28 protein-coding genes and 1 tRNA gene are annotated in these 25,327 nt (G+C 57.3%); 11 read left to right on the top strand and 18 right to left on the bottom strand.

Annotated elements, in window-relative coordinates; all coding sequences use genetic code 11:
* The first annotated feature begins 58 nt into the window (after window positions 1-58).
* On the top strand, window positions 59-877 hold the full coding sequence (suhB, locus tag PSH84_RS09580; RefSeq protein ID WP_003185165.1) for a type III secretion system regulator SuhB: 819 nt from the start codon (window positions 59-61) through the stop codon (window positions 875-877).
* Window positions 878-1,374: 497 nt separating this feature from the next.
* On the opposite strand, the gene PSH84_RS09575 is transcribed toward suhB, so the two are convergent.
* From PSH84_RS09575 to queA, 6 genes are all read right to left on the bottom strand, one after another.
* Window positions 1,375-1,923 carry a glycine zipper 2TM domain-containing protein gene (locus tag PSH84_RS09575; protein ID WP_014336691.1) on the bottom strand — a complete coding sequence of 183 codons (549 nt, stop codon included), beginning with the start codon at window positions 1,921-1,923 and terminating at the stop codon, window positions 1,375-1,377.
* Window positions 1,924-2,040: 117 nt separating this feature from the next.
* Window positions 2,041-2,955 carry a protein translocase subunit SecF gene (gene secF, locus PSH84_RS09570; protein ID WP_122568816.1) on the bottom strand — a complete coding sequence of 305 codons (915 nt, stop codon included), beginning with the start codon at window positions 2,953-2,955 and terminating at the stop codon, window positions 2,041-2,043.
* A 9-nt stretch (window positions 2,956-2,964) separates the two neighbouring features.
* Window positions 2,965-4,833, bottom strand: a complete 1,869-nt coding sequence (gene secD / locus PSH84_RS09565) for a protein translocase subunit SecD (protein ID WP_305469820.1) — start codon at window positions 4,831-4,833, stop codon at window positions 2,965-2,967.
* Window positions 4,834-4,896: 63 nt separating this feature from the next.
* Window positions 4,897-5,235 (bottom strand): preprotein translocase subunit YajC, encoded by a 339-nt coding sequence (yajC, locus tag PSH84_RS09560; protein ID WP_007916913.1) that lies wholly within the window; start codon window positions 5,233-5,235, stop codon window positions 4,897-4,899.
* 43 nt (window positions 5,236-5,278) lie between these two features.
* Entirely contained in the window at window positions 5,279-6,394 is a 1,116-nt protein-coding gene (gene tgt / locus PSH84_RS09555) for a tRNA guanosine(34) transglycosylase Tgt (protein ID WP_161951757.1), read from the bottom strand.
* A 14-nt stretch (window positions 6,395-6,408) separates the two neighbouring features.
* Window positions 6,409-7,458 (bottom strand): tRNA preQ1(34) S-adenosylmethionine ribosyltransferase-isomerase QueA, encoded by a 1,050-nt coding sequence (gene queA, locus PSH84_RS09550; RefSeq protein ID WP_305482739.1) that lies wholly within the window; start codon window positions 7,456-7,458, stop codon window positions 6,409-6,411.
* A gap of 108 nt (window positions 7,459-7,566) precedes the next feature.
* Between queA and PSH84_RS09545 the strand changes: the two genes are divergently transcribed.
* Window positions 7,567-7,651, top strand: a tRNA-Leu gene (locus PSH84_RS09545).
* A 354-nt stretch (window positions 7,652-8,005) separates the two neighbouring features.
* A complete protein-coding gene (locus tag PSH84_RS09540; RefSeq protein WP_305482737.1) occupies window positions 8,006-8,335 on the top strand; it encodes a hypothetical protein in 330 nt (109 codons plus the stop codon).
* A 168-nt stretch (window positions 8,336-8,503) separates the two neighbouring features.
* On the opposite strand, the gene PSH84_RS09535 is transcribed toward PSH84_RS09540, so the two are convergent.
* From PSH84_RS09535 to PSH84_RS09520, 4 genes are all read right to left on the bottom strand, one after another.
* Window positions 8,504-9,265 carry a hypothetical protein gene (locus tag PSH84_RS09535; protein WP_305482735.1) on the bottom strand — a complete coding sequence of 254 codons (762 nt, stop codon included), beginning with the start codon at window positions 9,263-9,265 and terminating at the stop codon, window positions 8,504-8,506.
* A 477-nt stretch (window positions 9,266-9,742) separates the two neighbouring features.
* A complete protein-coding gene (locus PSH84_RS09530; RefSeq protein WP_305482733.1) occupies window positions 9,743-10,777 on the bottom strand; it encodes a UvrD-helicase domain-containing protein in 1,035 nt (344 codons plus the stop codon).
* A complete protein-coding gene (locus tag PSH84_RS09525; RefSeq protein WP_305482732.1) occupies window positions 10,762-12,321 on the bottom strand; it encodes an ATP-dependent nuclease in 1,560 nt (519 codons plus the stop codon). The genes PSH84_RS09530 and PSH84_RS09525 overlap by 16 nt, the downstream gene beginning before the upstream one ends.
* 243 nt (window positions 12,322-12,564) lie before the next feature.
* Window positions 12,565-12,924, bottom strand: a complete 360-nt coding sequence (locus PSH84_RS09520) for a DUF6124 family protein (protein WP_305482730.1) — start codon at window positions 12,922-12,924, stop codon at window positions 12,565-12,567.
* Between the two features lie 492 nt (window positions 12,925-13,416).
* Between PSH84_RS09520 and PSH84_RS09515 the strand changes: the two genes are divergently transcribed.
* Window positions 13,417-14,610 carry a colicin E3/pyocin S6 family cytotoxin gene (locus PSH84_RS09515; RefSeq protein ID WP_305482729.1) on the top strand — a complete coding sequence of 398 codons (1,194 nt, stop codon included), beginning with the start codon at window positions 13,417-13,419 and terminating at the stop codon, window positions 14,608-14,610.
* On the top strand, window positions 14,607-14,837 hold the full coding sequence (locus PSH84_RS09510; protein WP_116831504.1) for a DUF7683 domain-containing protein: 231 nt from the start codon (window positions 14,607-14,609) through the stop codon (window positions 14,835-14,837). The genes PSH84_RS09515 and PSH84_RS09510 overlap by 4 nt, the downstream gene beginning before the upstream one ends.
* A 70-nt stretch (window positions 14,838-14,907) precedes the next feature.
* Here PSH84_RS09510 and PSH84_RS09505 read toward each other — a convergent pair whose 3' ends face one another.
* The 4 genes from PSH84_RS09505 to PSH84_RS09490 form a co-directional block, all read right to left on the bottom strand.
* Window positions 14,908-15,261: a DUF6124 family protein gene (locus tag PSH84_RS09505; protein ID WP_305482728.1), complete on the bottom strand. Its 354-nt coding sequence runs from the start codon at window positions 15,259-15,261 to the stop codon at window positions 14,908-14,910.
* Between the two features lie 381 nt (window positions 15,262-15,642).
* Complete coding sequence (locus tag PSH84_RS09500) at window positions 15,643-16,248, bottom strand: hypothetical protein (protein ID WP_256454313.1); 606 nt, start codon at window positions 16,246-16,248, stop codon at window positions 15,643-15,645.
* Between the two features lie 115 nt (window positions 16,249-16,363).
* On the bottom strand, window positions 16,364-16,849 hold the full coding sequence (locus PSH84_RS09495) for a DUF3592 domain-containing protein (protein ID WP_305482724.1): 486 nt from the start codon (window positions 16,847-16,849) through the stop codon (window positions 16,364-16,366).
* Window positions 16,850-17,070: 221 nt separating this feature from the next.
* Window positions 17,071-17,637, bottom strand: coding sequence for a helix-turn-helix domain-containing protein (locus PSH84_RS09490; RefSeq protein WP_305469805.1), 567 nt, complete (start codon window positions 17,635-17,637; stop codon window positions 17,071-17,073).
* Between the two features lie 150 nt (window positions 17,638-17,787).
* Here PSH84_RS09490 and PSH84_RS09485 point away from each other — a divergent pair, with 150 nt between their 5' ends.
* The 4 genes from PSH84_RS09485 (at window position 17,788) to PSH84_RS09470 (ending at window position 20,099) form a co-directional block, all read left to right on the top strand.
* Entirely contained in the window at window positions 17,788-18,570 is a 783-nt protein-coding gene (locus PSH84_RS09485) for an aldolase (RefSeq protein ID WP_122568828.1), read from the top strand.
* 19 nt (window positions 18,571-18,589) lie between these two features.
* A complete protein-coding gene (locus tag PSH84_RS09480; RefSeq protein WP_122568829.1) occupies window positions 18,590-19,477 on the top strand; it encodes a dihydrodipicolinate synthase family protein in 888 nt (295 codons plus the stop codon).
* 78 nt (window positions 19,478-19,555) lie between these two features.
* Window positions 19,556-19,816: a DUF2024 family protein gene (locus tag PSH84_RS09475; protein ID WP_305469803.1), complete on the top strand. Its 261-nt coding sequence runs from the start codon at window positions 19,556-19,558 to the stop codon at window positions 19,814-19,816.
* A 1-nt stretch (window position 19,817) separates the two neighbouring features.
* Window positions 19,818-20,099 (top strand): Rho-binding antiterminator, encoded by a 282-nt coding sequence (locus PSH84_RS09470; protein ID WP_305482723.1) that lies wholly within the window; start codon window positions 19,818-19,820, stop codon window positions 20,097-20,099.
* Window positions 20,100-20,334: 235 nt separating this feature from the next.
* Here the strand turns inward: PSH84_RS09470 and PSH84_RS09465 are convergent, their stop codons facing one another.
* Window positions 20,335-21,015: a hypothetical protein gene (locus PSH84_RS09465; protein ID WP_305482721.1), complete on the bottom strand. Its 681-nt coding sequence runs from the start codon at window positions 21,013-21,015 to the stop codon at window positions 20,335-20,337.
* 185 nt (window positions 21,016-21,200) lie between these two features.
* Here PSH84_RS09465 and PSH84_RS09460 point away from each other — a divergent pair, with 185 nt between their 5' ends.
* Together PSH84_RS09460 and PSH84_RS09455 are read left to right on the top strand one after the other, a co-directional pair.
* Window positions 21,201-21,698, top strand: a complete 498-nt coding sequence (locus PSH84_RS09460) for a hypothetical protein (RefSeq protein ID WP_305482719.1) — start codon at window positions 21,201-21,203, stop codon at window positions 21,696-21,698.
* A gap of 329 nt (window positions 21,699-22,027) precedes the next feature.
* A complete protein-coding gene (locus PSH84_RS09455; RefSeq protein ID WP_305482717.1) occupies window positions 22,028-22,987 on the top strand; it encodes a sensor domain-containing diguanylate cyclase in 960 nt (319 codons plus the stop codon).
* Here PSH84_RS09455 and PSH84_RS09450 read toward each other — a convergent pair.
* The 3 genes from PSH84_RS09450 to PSH84_RS09440 form a co-directional block, all read right to left on the bottom strand.
* Window positions 22,971-23,867, bottom strand: coding sequence for a TonB-dependent receptor (locus PSH84_RS09450; RefSeq protein WP_305482715.1), 897 nt, complete (start codon window positions 23,865-23,867; stop codon window positions 22,971-22,973). The genes PSH84_RS09455 and PSH84_RS09450 overlap by 17 nt on opposite strands.
* Window positions 23,794-24,219 (bottom strand): TonB-dependent receptor, encoded by a 426-nt coding sequence (locus tag PSH84_RS09445; RefSeq protein WP_305482713.1) that lies wholly within the window; start codon window positions 24,217-24,219, stop codon window positions 23,794-23,796. Before PSH84_RS09445 ends, PSH84_RS09450 begins: the two co-directional genes overlap by 74 nt.
* A 234-nt stretch (window positions 24,220-24,453) precedes the next feature.
* A complete protein-coding gene (locus tag PSH84_RS09440; RefSeq protein WP_305482711.1) occupies window positions 24,454-25,326 on the bottom strand; it encodes a TonB-dependent receptor in 873 nt (290 codons plus the stop codon).
* Window position 25,327 lies beyond the last annotated feature (1 nt).

Genomic DNA, 25,327 nt, shown 5'->3' with positions numbered 1-25,327 from the left:
TCGGAAAACTTTCTGATAGAATGCGCGGCTTTCTTTAACAACCTTAGGTGACACATCCATGCAGCCCATGCTGAATATCGCGCTGCGCGCCGCCCGCAGCGCCAGTGAACTGATCTTCCGCTCCATCGAGCGCCTGGATACCATCAAGGTCGATGAAAAAGACGCCAAGGACTACGTGTCCGAGGTCGATCGCGCCGCCGAGCAAAAGATCGTCGACGCCCTGCGCAAGGCTTACCCGAACCACTCCATCCTCGGTGAAGAGACTGGCATGCACGCCGGTACCGGCATCGAAGGCGAAGAGTACCTGTGGATCATCGATCCGCTGGACGGCACCACCAACTTCTTGCGCGGCATTCCTCACTTCGCTGTCAGCATCGCCTGCAAGTACCGTGGCCGCCTGGAACACGCCGTTGTGCTGGACCCGGTTCGCCAGGAAGAATTCACCGCCAGCCGTGGCCGTGGCGCCCAACTGAACGGTCGTCGCCTGCGCGTCAGCGGCCGCACCAGCCTGGATGGCGCCCTGCTGGGTACCGGCTTCCCGTTCCGTGATGACCAGATGGACAACCTGGACAACTACCTGGGCATGTTCCGCGCCCTGGTCGGCCAGACCGCCGGCATCCGCCGCGCCGGTGCTGCGAGCCTGGATTTGGCTTATGTGGCTGCTGGCCGTTTCGATGCGTTCTGGGAGTCAGGCCTGTCCGAGTGGGACATGGCTGCGGGCGCCCTGCTGATCCAGGAAGCCGGCGGTTTGGTGAGTGACTTCACTGGCGGCCACGATTTCCTTGAGAAAGGTCACATCGTTGCTGGCAACACCAAATGCTTCAAGGCTGTGCTCACCGCCATCCAGCCGCATTTGCCGGCTTCGCTGAAGCGCTAAGCAGCTCGGCTACAGAAAAAGCACCCTTCGGGGTGCTTTTTTTATGCCTGCCCCACACCACTCAGCTCAGATGAACACCCCGTGGCGAGGGAGCTTGCTCCCGCTGGGCTGCGCAGCAGACCCAAGATCTTGCGGTCGCTGCGCAACCGAGCGGGAGCAAGCTCCCTCGCCACAATGGATGACACCTGAGCATGGATGCAGGCTGAACCACCGCTATCGCGAGCAAGCTCGCTCCCACAGAGGGATTTGGGCCGGGCACAGGTTTCGTATCCGCTGGAGATCCAGTGTGGGAGCGAGCTTGCTCGCGATGGCGGTGGCACATTCGACATGGATGCAAGCTGATCCACCGCTATCGCGAGCAAGCTCGCTCCCACAGGGAATTTGGGCCGGACACAAGATTTGTGTCCACTGCAGCTCCCACAGGGGATTGGTGACGGGCCATGAAATGCGGGCATAAAAAAAGCACCCCAAAGGGTGCTTTTTTCATAGCGGTTGGATTACTGAGCTGGTTCGTTCTGGCCCAGGATCAGTTGACCCTCCTTGCTCACCGGGATCTGGTTGCCCGGGTCGCGGTCCATGCGGACTTTGCCTTCTTTGCCGTCGAGCATGTAGCGAACGTCGTAGCCTACCACCTTGTCGCTGATGTCATTGACCGTGTTGCAGCGAGTCTGGGTGGTGGTGTAGGTGTCGCGTTCCTGCATGCCTTCCTGAATCTTGTTACCGGCATAACCACCACCGGCCGCACCCGCCACGGTAGCGATTTTCTTGCCGGTGCCGCCGCCGATCTGGTTACCCAGCAGGCCACCGGCTACGGCGCCCAACACGGTACCAGCGATCTGGTGCTGGTCCTGGACTGGCTTCTGCCGAGTCACGGTGACGTCCTTGCACACTTCACGCGGGGTCTTGATTTGGGTCTTGACCGGCTCCACGGCCAATACTTGCGCATACTCAGGGCCACTTTTTACCAAGCTGTAGGTGGCGACCGCACCACCGGCTGTTACACCGACAGCACCCAATACCGCACCAACCAGCATCGATTTGTTCACTTGAACCTCCTGACCATCACAAGCGGATTAATCCGCGCTTCTCCCAGCCTTGGAGCACAAAAAAAGGCGCGAGTTCAACTCGCGCCTTTTCTGCTGTGACGGACGGGAAACCGAGCCTTATGGGCGGTCGTCCACTTCCGTGTCAGTGGCCGCAGGAGGAATCAGATCCTCGGAGCTCAGCTTCAGCCAGATCAACACCACGTTGGCGATGTAGATCGACGAGTAAGTACCCGCCATCACACCAATGAACAGTGCGATGGAGAAACCGAACAGGTTGTCGCCGCCGAAGAACAGCAGCGCGGCAATCGCCAGCAAGGTGGAGATCGACGTCGCCATGGTCCGCAGCAGGGTCTGGGTGGTCGAGATGTTGATGTTCTCGACCAAGGAGGCCTTGCGCAGCACACGGAAGTTTTCACGCACCCGGTCGAACACCACGATGGTGTCGTTGAGCGAGTAACCGATGATCGCCAGCACTGCCGCCAGCACCGTCAAGTCGAAGGTGATCTGGAAGAACGACAGGATGCCCACGGTCACGATCACGTCGTGGATCAGCGAGACAATCGCGCCCACCGCGAACTTCCACTGGAAGCGGAACGCCAGGTAGAGCATCACGCCGCCCAGCGCCAGCAGCATGCCGAGGCCGCCCTGGTCGCGCAGCTCTTCACCCACCTGCGGGCCAACGAACTCGACGCGCTTGACCTGGGCCGGGTTGTCGCCACCGGCCTTCTGCAAGGCTTCGGCTACCTGGTGACCCAATTGCGGGTCTTCACCTGGCATACGCACCAACAGATCAGTCGTTGCGCCAAAGCTCTGCACGATGGCATCGCTGTAGCCGGAGGACGCCAGTTGCTCACGCACCTTGGTGACGTCAGCCGGACGCTCGTAGGTCAGCTCGATGAGCGTACCGCCGGTGAAGTCCAGGCCATAGTTCAGGCCCTTGGTGGCCCAGCTGAACAACGCCAGGACTGTAAGGAACAAGGTGAGGCCGAACGCAATATTGCGAACGCCCATGAAGTTGATTGTACGTAACATGGCAGCCCCTTAAATCCACAACTTCTTGAAGTCACGACCGCCAAAGATCAGGTTGACCATTGCGCGGGTCACCATGATGGCTGTGAACATCGAGGTAAAGATCCCGAGGGACATGGTCACTGCGAAGCCCTTCACCGGGCCGGTGCCCATGGCAAAGAGAATCCCGCCCACCAGCAACGTGGTCAGGTTGGAGTCGATAATCGCAGTAAATGCCCGGCCGAAGCCTTCGTTGATTGCCCGCTGGATCGACATGCCCGCTGCGATCTCTTCACGTATCCGCGAGAAGATCAGCACGTTGGCGTCCACCGCCATACCCATGGTCAACACGATACCGGCGATACCCGGCAGGGTCAGCGTGGCGCCCAGCAAGGACATCAGGGCCAGCAGCAGCACCATGTTCACCGCCAGCGCAACCGTGGCGATCAGGCCGAAGAAGCGGTAGATGGCGATGATGAACAGCGACACGAACAGCATGCCCCACAGCGAAGCATCGATACCCTTGGTGATGTTGTCGGCACCCAGGCTCGGGCCAATGGTGCGCTCTTCAGCGAAGTACATTGGCGCGGCCAGGCCACCGGCACGCAGCAGCAGGGCCAGTTCCGAGGACTCACCCTGGCCGTTGAGGCCGGTGATGCGGAACTGGCTGCCCAGCGGCGACTGGATGGTCGCCAGGCTGATGATCTTCTTCTCTTCCTTGAAGGTCTGTACCGGTACGTCTTTCTCGACGCCATTGACCACTTGCTTGGTGTAAGTGGTGGTCGGCTTCTGCTCGATGAAGATCACCGCCATGCTGCGACCAACGTTGCTGCGCGTGGCGCGGCTCATCAGTTCGCCGCCATGGCCGTCCAGGCGAATGTTCACCTGCGGACGACCCTGCTCGTCGAAGCCCGCCTGGGCGTCGGTCACCTGGTCACCGGTGATGATCAGGCCACGCTCGATCTGCGCCGCCGGACGACCGCCCTCACGGAACTCGAAGCTCTCGGAAGTGGCCCTGGAAGCCCCCGGCTCAGCGGCCAGGCGGAACTCCAGGTTGGCGGTCTTGCCGAGGATACGCTTGGCTTCGGCAGTGTCCTGCACGCCTGGCAACTCAACCACGATGCGGTTGGCGCCCTGGCGCTGCACGATCGGCTCGGCCACACCCAGCTCGTTGACGCGGTTACGCACCGTGGTCAAGTTCTGCTTGATGGAGTATTCGCGGATTTCCGCCAGCTTGGCCGGGGTCATCGCCAGACGCAGCACCGCCTGACCATTGAGGTCGGCCGGCACAATGTCGAAATCATTGAAGTTCTTGCGGATCAGCGCACGGGCCTGCTCGCGGGCATCTTCATCGCTGAAGCCCAGCTGAATGGCACCGTCGAGTGGCGGCAGGCTGCGATAACGCAGACGCTCTTTACGCAGCAGGCTCTTGACGTCGCCTTCGTAGACTTTCATCCGCGCGTCGAGGGCTTTTTCCATGTCCACTTCCAGCAGGAAGTGCACACCGCCGGACAAGTCCAGGCCCAGCTTCATCGGGTGCGCGCCAAGCTTGCGCAGCCATTGCGGAGTGGTCTGGGCCAGGTTCAGGGCTACGACGTAATCGTCGCCCAACGCCTTGCGCACCACGTCCTTGGCTGGCAGTTGGTCTTCCGCCTTGACCAGGCGCAACAGACCGCCCTTGCCACCTTCGGCAACGGTCGCAGCCTTGACTTCGATGTTGGACGCCTTGAGCGCAGCGCTCGCACGGTCCAGATCGGCCTGGGTGACCTGCAGCGCAGTGCTTGCGCCACTGACCTGAATGGCCGGGTCATCCGGGTATAGATTGGGAGCGGAATAAATCAGACCGACCGCCAGCACCGCCAGGATCAGTACATATTTCCACAGAGGGTATTTGTTCAGCATCACGCCGCCCGCTTATGACGCGGGGCGCCTTGCGCGCCCCGTCGATTGAATAGAAGTTGTTACTTAGATCGCTTTCAGCGTGCCTTTTGGCAGCGTGGCCGCGATAGCGCCCTTCTGGAACTTCATTTCAACAGTGTCGGACACTTCCAGTACCACGAAGTCATCAGCCACTTTGGTGATCTTGCCAGCGATGCCGCCGGTGGTGACCACTTCATCGCCCTTCTGCAAGCTGCTCAGCAGGTTCTTCTGCTCTTTGGCGCGCTTGGCCTGTGGACGCCAGATCATCAGGTAGAAGATGACCAGGAAGCCGACCAGGAAAATCCACTCGAAACCACCGCCCATAGGGCCGGCAGCAGCAGGTGCAGCCGCGTCAGCCATGGCATTAGAGATAAAAAAGCTCATTTAGCACTCCAGTTGCAAGTATTGAATCTAGGGATCGGAAAACTCAGTCCAAGGGCGGAACAGGCAACCCGCGCTTGGCATAGAAGGCCTCGACAAAGGCGGCCAATGTACCCTGTTGGATAGCCTCGCGCAAACCAGCCATAAGCACCTGATAATGGCGCAAATTGTGGATGGTATTGAGCATACTGCCGAGCATTTCGCCGCACTTGTCCAAATGATGCAGATAAGCGCGGGAGAAGTTCTGGCAGGTGTAGCAATCGCACGTCGGATCCAGCGGCGAATCATCATGGCGATGGAACGCGTTACGGATCTTCAGCACACCAGTGTCGATGAACAGATGCCCATTGCGGGCATTACGGGTTGGCATCACGCAATCGAACATGTCCACACCGCGGCGCACACCCTCAACCAGATCTTCCGGTTTGCCAACGCCCATAAGGTAACGAGGTTTGTCAGCGGGCATCTCGCCCGGCAGGTAATCGAGCACCTTGATCATCTCGTGCTTCGGCTCGCCCACCGACAGGCCGCCAATCGCCAGGCCGTCGAAGCCGATCTTGTCCAGGCCTTCGAGGGAGCGCATGCGCAGGTCGCGGTGCATGCCGCCCTGCACAATCCCGAACAGCGCCGCGGTGTTTTCGCCATGGGCGTTCTTCGAACGCTGGGCCCAGCGCAACGACAGCTCCATGGACACCCGCGCCACGTCTTCATCGGCCGGGTACGGCGTGCATTCGTCGAAGATCATCACGATGTCCGAGCCCAGGTCGCGCTGCACCTGCATCGACTCTTCCGGGCCCATGAACACCTTGGAGCCGTCCACCGGAGAAGCGAAGGTCACGCCCTCCTCCTTGATCTTGCGCATGGCACCGAGGCTGAACACCTGGAAACCGCCGGAGTCGGTCAGGATCGGGCCCTTCCACTGCATGAAATCGTGCAAGTCACCATGGGCCTTGATCACCTCCATACCCGGGCGCAGCCACAGGTGGAAGGTGTTACCCAGGATGATCTCCGCGCCAATCGCCTCGATGTCACGCGGCAGCATGCCCTTGACCGTGCCATAGGTGCCCACCGGCATGAACGCCGGGGTTTCCACGGTACCGCGGGGGAAGGTCAGACGACCGCGACGAGCCTTGCCATCGGTGGCAAGCAACTCGAAGGACATGCGACAGGTGCGACTCATACTGTTTCCTCGGGTCCGCGTGGCGCGGGGTTACGGGTGATGAACATCGCATCACCGTAGCTGAAAAAGCGGTATCCATGCTCGACGGCGGCCTTGTAGGCGGCCATGGCTTCGGGATAACCGGCGAACGCCGAAACCAGCATCAACAGCGTGGATTCAGGCAAATGAAAGTTGGTGACCAAGGCATCGACCACATGAAACGGCCGGCCCGGGTAGATAAAGATATCGGTGTCGCCACTGAACGGCTTGAGCACGCCATCGCGGGCGGCACTTTCCAGGGACCGCACGCTGGTGGTCCCCACCGCCACCACCCGCCCACCGCGAGCACGGCAGGCCGCCACGGCATCGACGACTTCCTGGCTCACTTCCAGCCATTCGTTGTGCATGTGATGGTCTTCAATGCGCTCCACACGCACCGGCTGAAACGTACCGGCGCCAACATGCAGCGTCACGAACGCCGTCTCGACACCCTTGGCGGCAATCGCCTCCACCAACGGCTGATCAAAATGCAGCCCCGCCGTCGGCGCCGCCACCGCCCCCAGGCGCTCGGCGTACACAGTCTGATAACGCTCGCGGTCCGAACCTTCGTCCGGGCGGTCTATATAAGGAGGCAACGGCATGTGCCCAACACGGTCGAGCAGCGGCAACACCTCTTCGGCAAATTCCAGCTCGAACAACGCATCATGCCGCGCCACCATCACCGCCTCACCACCGCCGTCGATCAAAATCGACGAACCCGGCTTGGGCGACTTGCTCGACCGCACATGGGCCAGCACCCGATGACTGTCCAGCACCCGCTCCACCAGAATCTCCAGCTTGCCGCCGGAGGCTTTCTGGCCAAACAACCGCGCCGGAATCACCCGGGTATTGTTGAACACCATCAAATCGCCCGGGCGCAAATGCTCAAGCAAATCAGTGAATTGACGGTGAGCCATGGCACCGCTGACCCCGTCCAGGGTCAACAGTCGACTGGCGCGACGCTCGGCCAGAGGGTGGCGAGCGATCAGCGAATCCGGGAGTTCGAAGGTAAAGTCAGCAACACGCATGATGGGGTTCGTCTAGCAGGGCCGGAAAGTCTAGCGGAAATATCAAAAATTCACCATGAAACGTGATTGACCAACGGTAGGCACCTCTCTATACTTCGCCGCCATTGAGCCCTGATGGCGGAATTGGTAGACGCGGCGGATTCAAAATCCGTTTTCGAAAGGAGTGGGAGTTCGAGTCTCCCTCGGGGCACCATCTTAAAGAAAGACCTTGAAATTCAAGGTCTTTTTTTTCGTCTGTAGGAAAGTGGTTTTCTGCGGCTAACGCAGATTCCAACCAATCCCCGATCCCCTTTTGTGGTGAGGGGTCCCCTTTGTGGCGAGGGGATTTATCCCCGCTGGGCCGTGAAGCGGCCCCAAATACCAAACCTGTGGCAAGGAAGAATCTGTGGCCAGTAAGAACCCGTGGCGAGGGAGCTTGCTCCCGCTTGAGCGCAAAGCGCTCACAAAAAAGCCATCACCCCCGCCCATACTCCGAGTTGCCACGGCCAAGGCATAAACCATCAACCCAACTCCACCCTCCTCACCTAGTCACTAAGGATTTCACCCCATGGAATTGCTGCTGGAATCGGTTGCTCTCTACTCGCTCAAGCTGGCTTATGAGACGGAAGGTCACAGCCCGATTCTGCGGGATGACCCGTTGATGGGGGGTTGTGATCGGGAGGTTTTTGGGTTGTTGGTGCGGCGGGGGGATGTGGCTGGGATTCAGGGGGAGATTGGTCGGTGTTTGGATTTGGCGTTGGGGGCGGTTGGCGGGGTGGACACGGTGTTGGGGCGGGAGCTATATCGTCTGGCTTTGGCCTTTAGCGCGGCGCAAATGATGACCCAGCTTGATAAGCCACTCACTGTACTCAGAGACTACTTGAGGGATATTCGATGAGTGGGCGAGCAGTGAATCCAGCGGTTAGAGTCTATGGAGGCTGGTCATCCATTCTCTAATAGAAAGGTAATAACTGTTTAAAAAAGAAAAAAAGGGAACAGTTTTATTGTCAGCAAAAAAATAGCCCCGCCCCTTTTCAGTCGATAAAACTCTTTAGCGTAGACCTACTCAGCGGGATGCCTTACGCCGAGCCATAAAATCGATCAGTTCCTTTACGACTGAATCCGCCTGAGCATCCGAGCCTAGCTCTGCTGCCCTAATTCGCCTTACTTCCACGCCCTCATATGTCAACGGAACTAAACGCTTATCCGCCTCTGCAGGTAGCTCAGTGTGGTAAGTGTCTCCATCAACCTCAACAACAAAGGTTAGCCCTTTATAAACCACTACAAAATCAGGTTCAAGTCGATTGTAAGTATTTCCAATCCTAACAAATACTGGAAGAGGTGCTACCGGAAGCCGAGCTTTAGTTAGGGCCTTGAAAAGCGTGACTTCTGCTTGTGACCGAAAAAGTAGCCCCTGGTGTTGCTGCGAGGCAATATTATCGCTACGCACCCTACCTTGGTTTGTTACCCCATCCCCCTTCACGTAACGCATAGCCTCTTCACGCCACCCATGTACCGCCTCCCCTACTCTTGGGGCAATAATTACTCCATCAGAAGAGTCACTCGGTGTTGTGGAGTAGAAAGGAGTAATCACCTCAGCTATAGAAGCTTCTGTTGCCTTACGCTCGTCGTCTGACATTGCATAGAAAAGTTGTACGGGTAGAGAAATAAAAAACTGCCAATAGTTAATCCCAAAATCCGAGCCTGACAAATCAACTTTGCAATCACCCGCCACAACTACGGCAATCGCACGTGCGTCTCCCCGCACTTTCAGGGCATCTACCGCGGCAGCTGCCAGGTCTTCTGCATTGAACGGGCTAAATATCATAACCTTCCACCTTATAGGACCACGGCTAGCTCTGCCGAGCTTAAGCCATTTTGAGCTGTGTATGATTGCTTAGGTCAGTCAAAAAACACAAGTGCTCGATCGCGGATCCAGCTCAGAACCAGCTCTGGGGCGGCTCCAACCCGTGATAATCGTATCAACCAACAAAGCAACTTGATCGCAAATAATTGAATTTGCAAATGTTATAATAAATAGCAGTACGACAACCGCCGCACACCATACACCGCGGCGTTCAATATCTGAGCCATTCATAATCAGATGAGACAAGACAACAAGTTAGCAACTATGCAGCTTTATCCTCAATCACTACTCAGAAATTCAACTCCACACTCAAATACAACCTCAACAACAAAGCTAATAGCCCGTTAACAACTAGAATGAAAACAGACTGGTTTTCCGCCAAAGAGATAAACCCTGCGCCTTCAGTTTTTTTTTGCACCTGAGGGCTCACGACCCAACTTAAACAGCCTTGAACGTTTTGAACAACTTTTCAGGCACTAGATACAGCCTCCCACGCGCCCGTGAAAATGCTACATATAGTTTGTTTTTTGTCTGTGGGGGGAGTGCATCAAGCGAGGAATTTTCATAGATCTTCCAATGACTATTACCCAGTACAACGCACACATCGTTATAGTTATCTAGCCCCTTACAGGCGCCCCAGTTGTTAGACACACACCCGTACTTGTAATGCTCTTTATAGAACAACTTTACAACGCTAGCGTCCGCATGCACGGTGTTAGCATCCGCTTGATTGGTCAGAGGTATGATTTCGGTTTCATAGGTATGTTGTGACTGTATATCAATCTGCAAATGTGCGCGAATAAAATCGCACACAGTCACACCACATCTCCAGCTCCGACTCAATGTCTCCTTGTCGACGGTGATACCCGCCTTTTGAAAATGTTTTTCGTACTTGCCGATGTCAACGTGTAGAGAGCTATTCACGTTCCCATCACGGCTAGTGTCGAAGGTGTGCTGGTAGAAGTCGCCTACAAACATAATTTCAATCTTAGCTTTCGCTAATGCCATCATCAGATTGAAGTCATGGCCCGCTAGGTCTTGGACTTCGTCGACATAAAACTCATCATAAAAGCGCTCTATTCGCGCTATCACGTCAGGAATTGCCCCTTCGATCTCAACAAGTTTTGCTAAGCGGTTGTGATATAGATTTCCACTTTTATTAGTGTAGTAAGCCATATCATCGCGTTTGATTTTCAATGTTCGAGGGTGCGGCATTCGGAAGCTAATCCCTCTAGTTTCCAAGCGCATCTGCAGCAAGGGCCGATAGCAAAAGCTATGGAGGAATGTGAAATAGCTAAGGACGTTTATATTTTTGGGGACATGACCGAACCGTTTAATGATGCTATCACGCAAGTGGCGGTAGTTGTTTTCCGTATAGGTGACAATCAGCGCGCGCTTTTCCAGGCTCAGGCGGTTCACCAGCAGGGTTGTCTTGCCTGATCCTGCTACAGCGAAGATCACTCGTTTATCCATTTGATTGCCTCCACGATGTAGGCTGGAACGGTGAGTTCACCGGGTTTTCCCTTAAGCAACTCAAACGCAGCTTCTGCTTTGTTGGCTAGCATGTACTCCAAAGGTGAAAGGGTTTTTCGGCCTGGCCCGAAGACGGTCTTGCAGGTTTCCAGGTTGTCGTTATGCAAGCCTATTTCGAAGGTTGAACGGTCATCGTCTCTATCGGCAAAGACTTTGGCATTATCCGAAGTGAAGTCAATGTAGTTTTCTACGCAGTTTTTCTGATAATTCTTGTCATTGTCCCGTATGGCTGCTACCCGAATTCCAAGTAGGTTGGCTAGCTCCATGTACCTTTTGAAGCTGGTGCCGCCGATTGAGATTATATGGACGTCATCTGCCTGCGGTAGACGCCCGTTTGTACATTGCTTATAGAAATCCTCCACAAGGATGAATTCGGCATCACCTTCAACCAAGATCACCTTCTTCGAAAGCGCAAACTCCAAAACATTATTGTCCGGGGCCTTCATGAAGAATTCTGCGGTCTCGGCTGATAGAGCCTTAAGTGAGCCAGCAGCATTCGGGCCGATCAAAAGGGCATGCCGAAGATCAAGCCTTGAACAAATATGACTGCTGTGCGTTGCGATGAAAAGCTGTGTGCTCTTGTTCTCCTCCAGCTTTGCGACGAGTGCTTTCATAGAGGAATGGCTGAGATGGTTTTCAGGCTCCTCCAAGAGCATTACATCTAAGCCACCTTGCTTGTGCTTGCTCAACGCAAATTCGGTTTTAATGAAGCACTGTCTTCCTTTCCCGTGGTGCTCAAGCGGAATATTGTCTTCTGTGATGATTAGGTCGGTTTCCAGATTCGACCGGACACTAGTACGCACGTCAAACTGATACGCGGGAAGGTCTGCGTTGAGGCCTGCTAGATGCTGCCCCGTAAACGCATGCTTGCCTTGGCGATACAGGTTTTCAAGTTTATAGCGGTCTTCGACGGGGGCGTTGAAAGCGTACACAGCTCGGGTGTATTCACGAGATGCGTAATCGCCATCGATACGGGAACCGTCCAGCATCATGTGCTTAAAGGGGCGGTTGAATGCTGCGTAGGGTCTGCCGGCGAACGTTTCAAATCGCACTGCGTAATATTCGAATGGGAAGTTCGGTTTATCGTCAGCCAAGATTGCTTGCACCGCCTCGCCATACTCGGCCATAACCGCAAGGATCATGCGCAGACCGTCAGTCTTTTGCTGGTGAACATTGTTGGTTCCATAGAGGTTTTCGTCATCCCCCTCCTCTAGAAAAACGTCGACTATCAGCTCAGGTAGTTTCGCGAAGCTCTTCTCCCCCGCAAGAAAGATGCTCACAGAATCCTTGTTGAGCAGTGTTTCTGCACCCAGAGTTTCAATGCGGTTGCGACTCCCTCCGAGCGCGAGGTCTAGAGCGAGCAAAATGCTACTTTTTCCTACCTCATTATTGCCAATCAGCACATTCTTCTCAGAATCAAAATCGAGCGTGAGAGTTTTGAATTTCTTGAAGTTCTGAATTACCACTTTCCTTATGGTGTGCATTGCACTGGACTCCTGTTATCACCGCACCGATATGATCGACCAAGGTATAGCAGCAAAACGCCACCCTTGCTCTGCGAAAACTTGCCGCACTTCCGCTAACAGAAAAAAGGCTCGCATGCGTAAAAACAGCGAACTCTCCGCGTAAAGCTCGGGTTCGCTGGAGCGAAAAGTCTCCTTCGGACACAAAAAAGGTCTTGCTGAGCAAGACCTTTCTCAGTTCGGACGGCACGTATCGCTGCTTCCCTACCTCACCTCAACAATATCCAAAGCCCGATTCGCCAACAGCTCACTCACCTCAATCACCTGTAAAATCCCCATCGCAACACGCCGTCGCGACCCATCCAGATCAAACGCCAAATCACTGATCATGGCATTGGCCGAAGCCAGATTCTCACTGAGATTCGCCAGCAAACACTCAGAATCCACAGCCGGATCAATCCGTAAAATGGAGTCGGACTTGTCAGACGTTTCGCTCTTAGGCTTGGGTTTCAGGTAGTAATCCAACGCGCGGGTGGCCGCGTCGTCGAGCTTTTTATTGCGAACCGATTTGGCACGGGATGTGGGTTCATCTGTAACTGGAGGATTCGGTGTAATTTTGACCATAGCCTTAGCTCTCTTTGGTTGAGGCTACTTCCCGCTCGCGACTAAACGATTGGGAGGCAGCTGTACGCAGGTTAGTCGACCGACGAGCTAAGAAATCGGCGCACCCGGAGGCGCCCTGCGCACAGCCACCATCGAGTGCAGGGATGGGGATACCTGACTGATGGACGCTTGAGCGACTTAGCAACGACGGGCGACTAAACCCGATCACTGATGAGCAGTGACAGGTCCCAAACTACCGACGCAGCCCAAGGCGAACAAGCCGGCGGATTCTGGCGTAGTTGTAGGCAAAGGCGCAAGGCGACGTCGGCTCGCGAGTTGCGGTTGCCCAGTGACTGACAGCCCCATCTGACGCTTCAGATTGCTCCGGTCCTCAATAGCCAGCCCTACCTGTATTGAGGAAACCGGAACGATCACTTCAAGAAACCTCCTACATCGCGCCCCGCTCTTCCCGCGTTAGCGTCTGCGCTGCATTTAGCGGACGAGATTCACTACGTGGCGACACGCAAAAAAGACATTCCCCAGGTCCGAAATCCGCCCGGCGGCGACGGGCATCACCTCACTTATCGGGACATGAGCGCCAGCGAACTGGCCGAGCGCGACGCGCTACAGCAGGCTTATGAAGCCATGCTGGCCCGGCAAGCAGCCTACGAACAAGCGCGTTGGGCCACGGTGGCTAACAAGCCGTTATCCACCGTAACCGGAAGCGTGTTTGCCAAGAGCTGCAAACTTCCCAACGGCATCATCGATTACAGCAACCCCAACGGTTACGTCCCGGCGGACCTGGTCAAGCAGTACGGCGATCTCATGTGGCTGGGCGGTCGGAGCGCTGACCCGTCCGGCGCCATCCCCCTCAAGCGGATTGGTGCGGGCACGGTTCCGGTTAACTTGGGCCGGCTGGCGCTGGGCGGTTCGGCAACTTCCGCGGCTGCCGCTGCCGGCGGCACCGTCGGCGCTGCCCTGCTAACCGGCATCGTCGCCCTGCTCTGGCCGTCCAATTTGGGCGACAGCGCGCTTTACAGTGAAGACCAGTTACGCGACCTCAAGCAAGCCCGCAGCCGCATGCGCTTGAGCGTCGAGCAGCAGGCCAACGGCAGTCTCAAGGGGTATGGCTTCTATACCGGTCAGCATCCCGATTGGGAGATGGTTGATGTTGTTCAGTTCACGTCGCGAGCCGATCAGTTCATTGCCGACCTGGGGGATGGCATCGAACTGATCTGGACGCCGGCTACCAATCCGGCTGACACCCTCGGCATTCCTGCGCTGGAATCGGCGCCCCAGGCGCCGCCTATTTGGATCTATCCGCCGACGCCGGTGGCCGACAGCATCATCGTCGACCCAATCTATCCGCCGGAGTACAAGGATTTCATTCTGGTGTTCCCGGCGGACTCGGGGATTCGGCCGGTTTATGTGATTTTGAGTGTTCCCGGGGATCATAAGTACTACAAGCCCCCGTCGCTGCTTCCAGCATTTCCAGAAGCTAAGATTGCTCCATCCAAAACGTTTGTACGTGGCGGCGGTGTTAAACGGCGGAGATGGAAGGATCGTAAAGGCAAGATTTATGAATGGGACTCACAGCATGGCGCTGTAGAGCTATACACAAAACAAGGTCAACACCTTGGCGAGTTCGATCCAATAACTGGGGAACAAACCAAACCCGCCGATCCGACAAGGAAAGTAGAAAAATGAAGCCCGTCGTTGAAATTTTTGACCAGACTACCGAAGAGCTAATACAGACCGTGGAAGTCCCAAGCGTATACATGGACCCATTGGCCGCACTTATGGGTTGGACAAAGCCTGAAGATTTTTGCTTTGTCTACGACCTGTCACCACAGCAGATAAAAACCATAGAAGAGTGGACTCACACAACCATTCATGGTGATAACCGCATCATTCAAATCGTCTGCCTCGAATGACGAACGCGGGCATTTTTGAAAAAGGCCTTGTTAGACAAGACCTTTTTCTTACACCGCTGTAACTGAGTCGCTACCTCACCTCAACAATATCCAAAGCCCGATTCGCCAACAGCTCACTCACCTCAATCACCTGCAAAATCCCCATCGCAACCCGCCGCCTCGACCCATCCAGATCAAACGCCAAATCACTGATCATGGCATTCGCCGAAGCCAAATTCTCACTGAGATTCGCAAGCAAACACTCAGAATCCACACCCGGATCAATCCGAAAAATGGAGTCCGACTTATCAGACGTTTCGCTCTTAGGCTTCAGGTAGTAATCCAACGCTCGCGTAGCAGCGTCATCGATTTTCTTGTTGCGGGCAGACTGAGCACGGGAGACGTGTTCATTCGTTTCAGGAGGATTCGGCGTATCTTTTGCCATCGTCTTGCTTCCTGTAGTTGGAGCCATCACCCGCTCGCGACTAAACGATGGGAGGCAGCTGTACGCAGGTTAGTCGACCGGGGAAACAAGAAACCGGCGCGTCCGAGGACGCCCTGCGCACAGCCACCATCAAGTGCAGGATGGGAATCCTGACTGGATGACGCCTTGCACAACCTGTTTCACCCTGGGCGACTAAACCCGATCACTGATGAGCAGTGACAGGACTCAAACTACCGACGCAACCCCAGGCGAACAAGCCGGCGGATTCTGGCGTAGTTGTAGGCAAAGGCGCAAGGCGCTGTGGCTTACGGGCAGAGGTCGCTCGATGCCTGACAGACCCGGCTTACGTTATCCATTTCAGCCGGATACCCGGGCCTCGAATCAAGGTTCCTTGGACGGCTCAGCTATCTGACGATGGGTCGTCACGATGAAGGGCCTGCCCTGCAAGTCCATTTGCTCCAAGACAATCTTGTTCTTCGCAATCTCTCTGATGCGCGCCTGTCCCGATCCACCTTCGGGGTAGATATCACTGAGGTTGGGCATGCTGGGCCGGATGAACTGCGCCACCGTCAAAGGCGAAATGTCTTTGCCGTCTACCGTGTAATTCTTGGGCAACGTCTTCATCTGCTGCAGCGTGAACGACAGGTTTTCGCTATCTGCGCTCCAGGTCCCGGCGCCATTGACGCTGTATTCGAGCCTGTAAGGTTTCGAAGGCTCTGTTCCAACCAGCGCGACCACGCCGCTGACGTTGTAATGGTTGTTGGCGAAGTATTCGATCATGCCCTTGAACTCGAACTGAACACCTTCGGCATTGGGATAGCTGAACTCCTCGGTCCAGCGGCCAATGAAATGGCTTTTGTAGTAGTCGGCCCTCATTTCGGCCAGCCAGGATGAAATGCTGGGAAACCCAGCCAGTAAGCCAACAATCGCCACGATCGCGGCCCAGCTTTTTAGTGAGTACTGCTTGAGTGTTGAGACATCGGTCATCAATAGCTCCTAATCCCTAAGGAGAAAAAAGAAAGGGAAACTGGGGAAGTTTGCCCCCGTTCCCTACGAAGTGAGGTGGGCAGTAGGCTAGCTGAGAACCTAGCCTGCCAGCCTTTTAGTAGAAACGGTCTTCTTCCTTCATGCGGTAAATGCGACCGAACGTCATGAAGGAGATCCACAGGAACACCAACGTCAGCAACACCCCGCCAGCCATGATGAAAAAGCCGGAGCGATACGTATGCAGTTCGGTGGCGATGCTGCTGACTTCGGGAAACCAGCGTGAGTACAGCAGCGGAACTTCGCCACCTGCCTCGTACTGGGTGTGTTCGATATAGCGTTGGTCTGGGTATTCGTCTTCGTGGACTCGCTGATCACCGTCGGTGTATCGGTAGTGAATGATCATGCCGTTTTCGTTCATTGGAATGCTTTCAAGTTGCGTCACGGTGCCTTTCACCTCGACGGCACTCCATTGAATCGCTCCGTAGATCATCCCTGAATGTTTTGCCAGGGACGCGAGGAACAGGAGCACACAGCACGCTACGGTAAGCAGGATGATTCGGGTATACAGGTGATCTTTTTCGGCTTCGCGTGGGTAGTACATGTTCCGGTCCTTCGTATGAGATTGCTGCGCAACCTATCGACGGTCGACCGAGCAACTTGAGTTTTATCCAGCGTCGTAACCCCTCCCTCCTAAATTTAGCCGGAGGGGAGAAGCCGGGGTTTGTTTGGGTGGGGACTTTCGAATAAGGGCTGCTGCGCAGCCCAGCGGGAGCAAGCTCCCTCGCCACGGGGGGTTGATTTTACCCAGTGAGCAAGGTGGTGCTAAGCGCCCTCGCCCTTCTCCGACGCTTCATCGCTGTGCACCACCACCAACAACTGCGCCTGGACCTCGCCCACCGACCGCAGGCGATGGGGCTTCTGCGCATTGAAGTGCAAGGCATCGCCACGGTTCAGCAGCACGCGTTCATTCATGAAGTCCACTTCCACCTGGCCTTCGTGCACGAACAGGAACTCCTCCCCGGTGTGTTCCTTGAACGCGTGGTGAGCGGTGAATTCGCTCGCCGGATAGAGGATGAAGGGCAGCAGGCTGCGCTCGGACACCTGGTGGGCGAGGACCGCGTATTCGGAGCTACCACTGCTCGCCGCCAGCGATTGACGGTCTTCGCTGCGCACCAGGCTGTAGCTGTCGAGGGCGACGTTTTCTTCGGAAAACAATTCCTCGACTTTCACGTTCAGCGCCTTGGCGAGCTTGAGCGCCGTGGCGATGGAGGGCGAGCTCAAGCCCCGCTCCACCTTGGACAGGTAGCTCTTGGTCATCCCGGTTTTCTCGGCCAGGACATCCAGTGTCACCCCGAGTTTTTTCCTGAGCAATTTCAAGCGAATGGACATAGGTAACCAACATTTCCAGGGAAACGGACAATCTGCGATTGCAAATGACACTTTGTGTCATATAGTCTATTTAGTGTCATTAGCACCTCCATCCCACAGCTTCCATGACGCGGATCAAGAACGGTCAAAGAACGAATCAGGAGAACTGACATGAGCAAGACCCTGGCGACACCCAAGGACCAGCTGGTCCAACACGCTGTTAACCAGATGCAGAAAACCCTGCCGGATAATACGTGGACTGTACGACAAAAGCTGGCCCTGACCTGCCGAATCCTGTTCGAAAACGGCCACGACTCCGGCCTGGCCGGGCAGATTACCGCGCGCGGACCGCAACCCGGCACTTACTACACCCAGCAACTGGGCTTGGGCTTCGACGAGATCACCGCCGGCAATCTGCTGTTGATCAACGAGGACCTGGAGGTGCTGGAGGGCCACGGCATCCCCAACCCGGCCAACCGCTTTCACACCTGGGTCTACCGCGCCCGGCCGGATGTGAATTGCATCATCCACACCCACCCTACCCACATCGCCGCGCTGTCGATGCTGGAAGTGCCGCTGCAGATTTCCCACATGGACCTCTGCCCGCTCTACGAGGACTGCGCGTTCCTGGAGGGCTGGCCGGGCGTGCCCGTGGGCAATGAGGAAGGCGAATTGATCGCCGGCGCCCTGGGTGACAAGCGCGCCATCCTGCTTTCGCACCATGGCCAGTTGTCGACCGGCGAGACCGTGGAAGAAGCCTGCAACATCGCCCAACTGATCGAACGCGCCGCGAAGCTGCAACTGCTGGCCATGGCCGCCGGCGAGGTGAAACCGATCCTGCCGCACCTGGGTCGCGAAGCCCACGACTGGATCGCCCGCCCCAAGCGTCACGCCGCCGCCTTCAACTACTACGCCCGGCAGAACCTGCGCCAACACGCCGATTGCCTGAACTGAATCCATTAGGAGCGAAGCCATGTCTACCCCCAACATCCACGGCATCATCGGATACACCATCACGCCCTTCTCCGCCGACGGCCAGAACTTGGACCTGGACGCACTGGGCCAATCCATCGACCGCCTGATCGACAGCGGCGTCCATGCCATCGCGCCCTTGGGCAGCACCGGCGAAGGCGCCTACCTGAGCGATGCGGAGTGGGACCAGGTCAGCGAGTTCAGCATTGCCCGCGTCGCCGGCCGGGTGCCGACCGTGGTCAGCGTGTCTGACCTGACCACCGCCAAAGCGGTCCGCCGCGCACGTTTTGCCCAGGCCCATGGCGCCGATGTGGTGATGGTGTTGCCGGCCTCTTACTGGAAACTGAGCGAGGCGGAAATCCTCAGGCATTACCAGACCATCGGCGCCAGCATCGACCTGCCCATCATGCTTTACAACAACCCGGCCACCAGCGGCATCGACATGTCCGTGGAGCTGATCCTGCGGATTTTCAACGCAGTGGATAACGTCACCATGGTCAAAGAAAGTACCGGCGACATCCAGCGCATGCACAAGCTGCAACTGTTGGGCGAAGGCCAGGTGCCGTTCTACAACGGCTGCAACCCGCTGGCGCTGGAAGCCTTCGCCGCTGGGGCTAAGGGCTGGTGCACGGCAGCGCCGAACCTCATCCCGCAGCTTAACCTCGACCTGTACGCAGCGGTATTGGCCAACGACCTGAGCCAGGCGCGGGCGTTGTTCTATCGTCAATTGCCGCTGCTGGATTTCATCCTCAAGGGAGGCTTGCCCGCCACCATCAAGGCCGGTTTGCGCACCCTCGGCCTGGAAGTCGGCGACCCACGCTTGCCGGTCTTCCCGCTCGACGATGCGGGCAATAGCCGATTGCACGCCATGTTGAACGAACTGCTCTGATCCTTCCGGCCCTGGCGACTCGGCAGGTGGCGTCTGAAAACACACACCTGTTCGGTCGCCTTTGAACGAGAGACTTCAATGACCATCAAAGTCTATGACACGCACGTACGCACCCAAGACGGACGATACTTGCACTTCGACGTGCTGATCGACCGCAACGACCAGGAATTCGCCCAAGCCTGCGCGCGACGTTTCCTGGCCGAACAGGGCATCGAAGACCAGGACATCACCTTGAACGACTGCCGTTTCTGCCACGTCGAGCCAAGCAACCCCAAGGTAGTCGAGGCCATCGCCCGGCAAGGTTTTTTCATCCTGAAACTGCAAGGCTGCGAGGTTTGAAATGGATACCTATAAACCGTTGCACTGCGACCTGCATGACTATCTGGAAATCGCTTGCCTGTGCGGCTACACGCTGGACATCGAACTGACTGACGGCCAACGACTGACAGCCCAGGCGATCACCACGCGGACCGCTTCCACGCGGGAAGAGTTTCTCGAAGTCGAAACTACAGATGGCCGCCAGGAGATTCGCCTCGATCAGCTATTAGCAATTACGCCGCTAAATGAGAACGCCAGGTTTGGCCGGGTTGTGTTGACGGTGGGTGACCCGATTAGCCATTGAAATGGATCTAAGTTGTGCGGGGCGGGTTTTGTCCTAAGAAGCCGGCGCCGTTTTCACGCTCGCTGACTGACGCACCGCTATCGCGAGCAAGCTCGCTCCTACAAGGGGATGTTGCGCCTGGAACTCGATGGACATCCAGCTACCCTATGGCGAGGGAGCTTGCTCCCGCTGGGCTTCAGCAAAGGAGACGGATGATTTCAACAGATGAAATAGATCTGTCCCCTTTCGTCGGTAACTAGGCTGGATAGGCTTCGTTAAACGCCAATGCAAAGTCTTCCGCCTTTGAAAAGAGCAGCATCTCCACGTCACCTATCTCGACATTGAGTTTTCGGGAGACATTCACCAACAACCCGATGTAGGTTGGGTAGACATCGGTCGTCGCAATTCGAAGCCAGCTCTGTTGCCGCGCCAGGGTCTTCAAGCGCGGCCAACATGCGTTGAGCTGCGTGTTTCGACCTGCCAAGTGCGGAAACCACATGCGTTGCTCATCACCGTGAATCAGTTGCAGGACGTTCAGGGAAAATGAAACCCGCGCATCGAAGATGGCATGCTCGTTTGGATTCGAGAATGCCGCCACCTTCGACCATGAGGCGATTCCTTTGTGATTTGACGGCACTTGCCCCTGTGACACGGTCTGAACATAGCCTTGCATCGTTGCAGGTGCATTTCTTTTGACACCTCCCCAGACGCGCACCGCGTAGTCCGCAAGTGCCATCCGTTGTTCGGGCGACGAACCCCATTTCCGCGAGGCATGTCGCTTCAGCGCGTGTGTCTTTTCATACCAGTTCGAGCCACCAATCTCCCATTCAAACGAGTGGTGGACGAGCGCGGTATCAAACTTCCAAGTGTAGATTTGGGGAAGTGACGGCAGGTGCTGTGTGGCGTAAGAAAGCAGCGTTTTTTCGAGAGACTGCATGAGCGGAGACCACGCATTGAATTAGGCCGCCATGTTAATTGATCCCTTTCGTGCAGCGAACTCTCCGATGCCGGCCTGATTCGCAACCGAAGCCAAAACCAATACCTTGGCCCGATAATGTCATTAAGACATCAATCTCGGTATCCTGCCTTCACTTCAATTTGATCGATCAAGGACGAGCCACAATGAAAGCTCCCGAGCTGTTTGATCTTGAGGCGCATGGCGCTGGCTGGTACCCCTGGGCAGAAATCAGCAATTGCTTCTGGCCCGGGGTCGGCAAAAAATCCGCCAATGTGGACCCCGTTCTCGCGCAGATGGCTGCTGCGAAGGGTGTCTACTGCATTGCTTGGAGAGCGACCGGGAAGGCCTCTCCTGACAATCCAACCGTCCAGTACATCGGGCAAACGAGCTGCTTCAAGTTTCGTATGGGGCAATTTGCCTGGTCCGCAGGTCTTTGGGGGGCCCGGGCTCGTGGCCATTCGGCTGGCTGGCGCTGGCATGAAAAAAAGGAAGAACAGCTGTCCGTCGCGTTCTTTCCGCTGCGCAGCCCAAACATCCCAAAACACATGTTGAATGGCTATCTGCATTGGTACGAGGCGCTGGCCCTTGAAGCCCATCATCAACAATGCAGTGCGTTGCCGTTCGTGAACGTTCCCAAAAATGGCATTGTTGAATTGGACTAACGAAACGTCCCGCGCAGCGAACCCCTAATCTTGATCGCTGCGCGCGCCTTGGAACAAAACCCTCACAGAAATCTTTCGACTCAATCCCTTCCCGCAAAGCCCCCATCCGCTCCAGCAAACGCCCCCACCCATCCCTCCCCTCGATAATGCCCCCTTCACTCACCCCCTACCGCTACAACCGAGCACCGTGTACCCCCCATGAACCTACGCACCGTCATCCGGAGCTATTGCCTCAACTCCAAGCTCGCCACACATACCCTGACCCGCCTGCACAAGGCGCTGTCCTCCCTGGCCGGCTACTTGGCCCAACAAGGCTTCGATTCCAATACATGGCATGGCCGACCACCCGTGACGAAGCCACACTGGACCGTCGCCTCAATACCGTCTGCCCAGAACTGGCCGCCACCGTATTCAGCCACGCCCGCGAAGGCATCATCCTGGTCGACCCCTTCGGCCGGGTCATCGCCGTGAACGAGGCCTTCACCCGGCTCACCGGTTACGGGCAGGAAGAGATAGAGGGCCGCGAGCTGAACGCCCATCGCATGGTCCGTCGGCTCACAGCGTTTTATGCGCCGATGAAGAATGCGCTGGATTTTCACGGGCATTGGTCCGGCGAAATCCAAAGCAGCCACAAGGATGGTCGGGAGATGACGTCGCGGATCAGCGTCAGTGCGGTGCATGACCGGCACGGCAATGTTCAGCACTATGTGGCGCTGCTCGGCGACATGACGCAGATGAAGCAGCGGCTGCAGTTGCTGGAGCGTGATGCCCGGTATGACGCGCTTACGCAGTTGCCCAATCGGTTGTTGTTGGCCGAGCGGATGCGTCAGGCGTTGGGCAAGGCGCGTATTCATCAGCAGAAGGTGGCGATCGCGTTTATTGACCTGGATGGGTTCAAGGCGCTGAACGACAGTTATGGCCATGACTGGGGGGATCGGGTGTTGCAGATTGTCGCGGCGCGGATCAATGCGACGTTGCGTGAGGGCGATACGTTGGCGCGGCTGGGGGGTGATGAGTTTGTCGCGGGGCTGGTGGGGTTGCAGGCGGTGGAGGACAGCGAGCCGTTGCTCAAGCGGATGCTGGCGGCGGCGAATGCGCCGATTTTGATTGGTGCGCAGACGGTGGAGATTGCCGCGAGTATCGGGGTGGCGTTTTATCCTGAGCATGGGCATGAGGTCGATGGGCTGATCAGCAAGGCGGATCAGGCCATGTATCTGTCGAAAAAGGCCGGCGGTAACCGTTTGGCGTTTTGTCCGACGCGGTTTATTTCCCTCAATAGCGAAGCCTGACGGTGGTGCCGACGGTTCGTTCGCTGCCGGTCATGACGCCGTAGTCGCCGGAGCCGAGCAGTGAATACACGGCGGTGATGTACTGACGGTCGAAGACGTTGCGCACCCAGCCTTCCACTTCCCAGGCGCGGTCCTGGCTGCGCAGGCCCAGGCGCAGGTTGGTGAGGCCGTAGCTGGGTTGGTAGCTGCCTTCACCGCCTTCGAGGGTGCCGGAGTAGCCGGTGCGGAAGCTGTAGTCGATGCCGCTGTAGGCTTCCAATCCGTAGGGCAGCGGGTGGGTATGGTCGAGGCCGCTGCTGAGGTTCCATTCCGGCGCGTTGTAGAGGCGCTCGCCGCTGAGGTCGCAGGTCCACTGGCCCGAGGCCGGTGGGCACGGGGCGTTGGGGAAGCTGCGGTAGCGCGCATCGCTCCAGGCCAGGCCCAGGCGTCCGGTGAGTCGGGGGGTGAGTTGCCAGGCGGAATCGAGTTCGATGCCCCGTAGGCGGACTTTGCCGACGTTGATCAGGTTGTCCCGCAGCGGTGGTGCGAACAGCGATGTCGGCGGGCTGTAGGTGAGCGCTTGGTAGTTGTCGACGTCGGTCTGGTAGACGGCGAGGTCGAGCAATGCGCGCTCGTCCCAGAAGCGCGTTTTCATGCCCAGTTCCAGGGACGTGGCGCGCTCCGGCTCGAAGGTGGGTGCGGTGAACGGGCCGACCACATCGAAGTTGATGCCGCCGGCCTTGTAACCCCGCGACCAGCTGACGTAACCCATCACCGCATCGCTGAAGCGGTAGCTGGCGCTGAGGAGGCTGGAGACGTTGTTTTCTTTAATCGAATCCTCGCGGTAGTAACCGCCACCGAGGGCGATGTCGCGCAGCAATTGCCCACCGGCCTGGAACACCGGGGGGCAAGCCGGTCAGCGGGGCGAGGTTGCTGGCGTCACGGGAGATCCAGGCGTCCTTGCGCTCCTGGCTGTAGCGCAGGCCGCCGGTGAGTTCCAGCGGGTCAATCGGGCGCCAGGAAAGCTGGCCGAAAATGGCTCGGCTGTCGCCCTTCTGTTCGCCGTCATAGCGTTGCCGGGCGCCGTCCAGCAGCACGGCCGGCACCTGCCTCGGATCGGTGAAGGTGATGCCATAGAGTTTTTTCAATTGCTCCAGTTGATCGCCAACGAACCAGGGCGCGGCGTCCTTGCCAAATTCGGTGTCGATCCCGCGGTCGAGCTGTTGGCGCAGGTAGTAAAAGCCCGCCGACATAGTCGATGGACGAACCGGCCGTGCCGGACAGGCGCCATTCCTGGCTGAACTGGCGGTGGCCCAGTTCGGTTTCGGATTGGATCACCGACAGCGCGGTGCTGTCGGTGTCGCGAGTGGCGCGGTAGTCCCAGTCGCGGTAGGCGGTGATGCTGGTGAAGCGCATGGCCTCGTCCAGGTCCCAATTCAATTCCAGTGAGACACCGTTCTGCAGGGTTTGCGGATGTCCCGGCGCGTCTATGCGGGACTCGCGTTTGTAGGGGTCGGGCTCGGCCAGCGGATAGCCGAAAAATTTGGCGCGCTTGCGGGTTTGTTCGCTGTAGTGATTGACCAGCAGCACGTTGCCGGCTTCGTTTTGCTCGCGGCATAGTCAGCGATGAGGCGGGCGCTGAAATCGGTGTTCGGCGTCCACAATAATTGGCCGCGCAGGCCTTGGCTGTCGGCGTCGCCGAGGCGGGCGCCGTCGTGCAGGTTTTCCACTGCGCCATCGGTGGCGCTGTCGAAGACATTGAGTCGCCCGGCGAGCACGTCATCTTGCAGCGGGCCGGAAATCGTCCCGCGATATTCCCGCAAACCGCGCTCGCCGTAGCTGGCTTCGAGGTTGGCTTCGGGCTGGAACGTGGGCTGGCGGGTGATGATGTTCAGCGCGCCGGCGGTGGTGTTCTTGCCGAACAAGGTGCCTTGCGGCCCGCGCAGCACTTCGATGCGCTCGATGTCCATCAACTCGGTGAAAGCCATGCCCTGGCGCGCCTGGTAGACGCCATCGACGTAGGTGCCGACGCTGCCTTCCAGGCCATCGTTGTAGGCGGTGGCGCCGAAGCCGCGCAGGCCGAAGCCGGCGTAGCGGGCGTCGTGGCCGGAAACGATCAAGCCGGGCACGCGTTGTTGGATGTCTTGCAGCCGATGCAGGCCGGCCTCATCCAGTTGATCGCCGTAGAGGACGTTGATCGGGATCGGCACGTTTTGCGGGTCTTCCTCGCGACGCCGAGCGGTGACGGTGGTTGCGTCGAGCGTGAGGGCGCTGGGCGCCGCTTGTTCGGCCTGGACCGACGCCCAAGGCAGTGCCGAAAGGCTGCCGAGCAAGAGCAGTCGGTAACCTAAAACCTGCATG

This window comes from Pseudomonas beijingensis (genome assembly GCF_030687295.1).
Lineage (GTDB): Bacteria > Pseudomonadota > Gammaproteobacteria > Pseudomonadales > Pseudomonadaceae > Aquipseudomonas > Aquipseudomonas beijingensis.
Note: the sequence above shows the minus strand (reverse complement) of the source record. Positions and strands in the feature narration are given on the sequence as shown.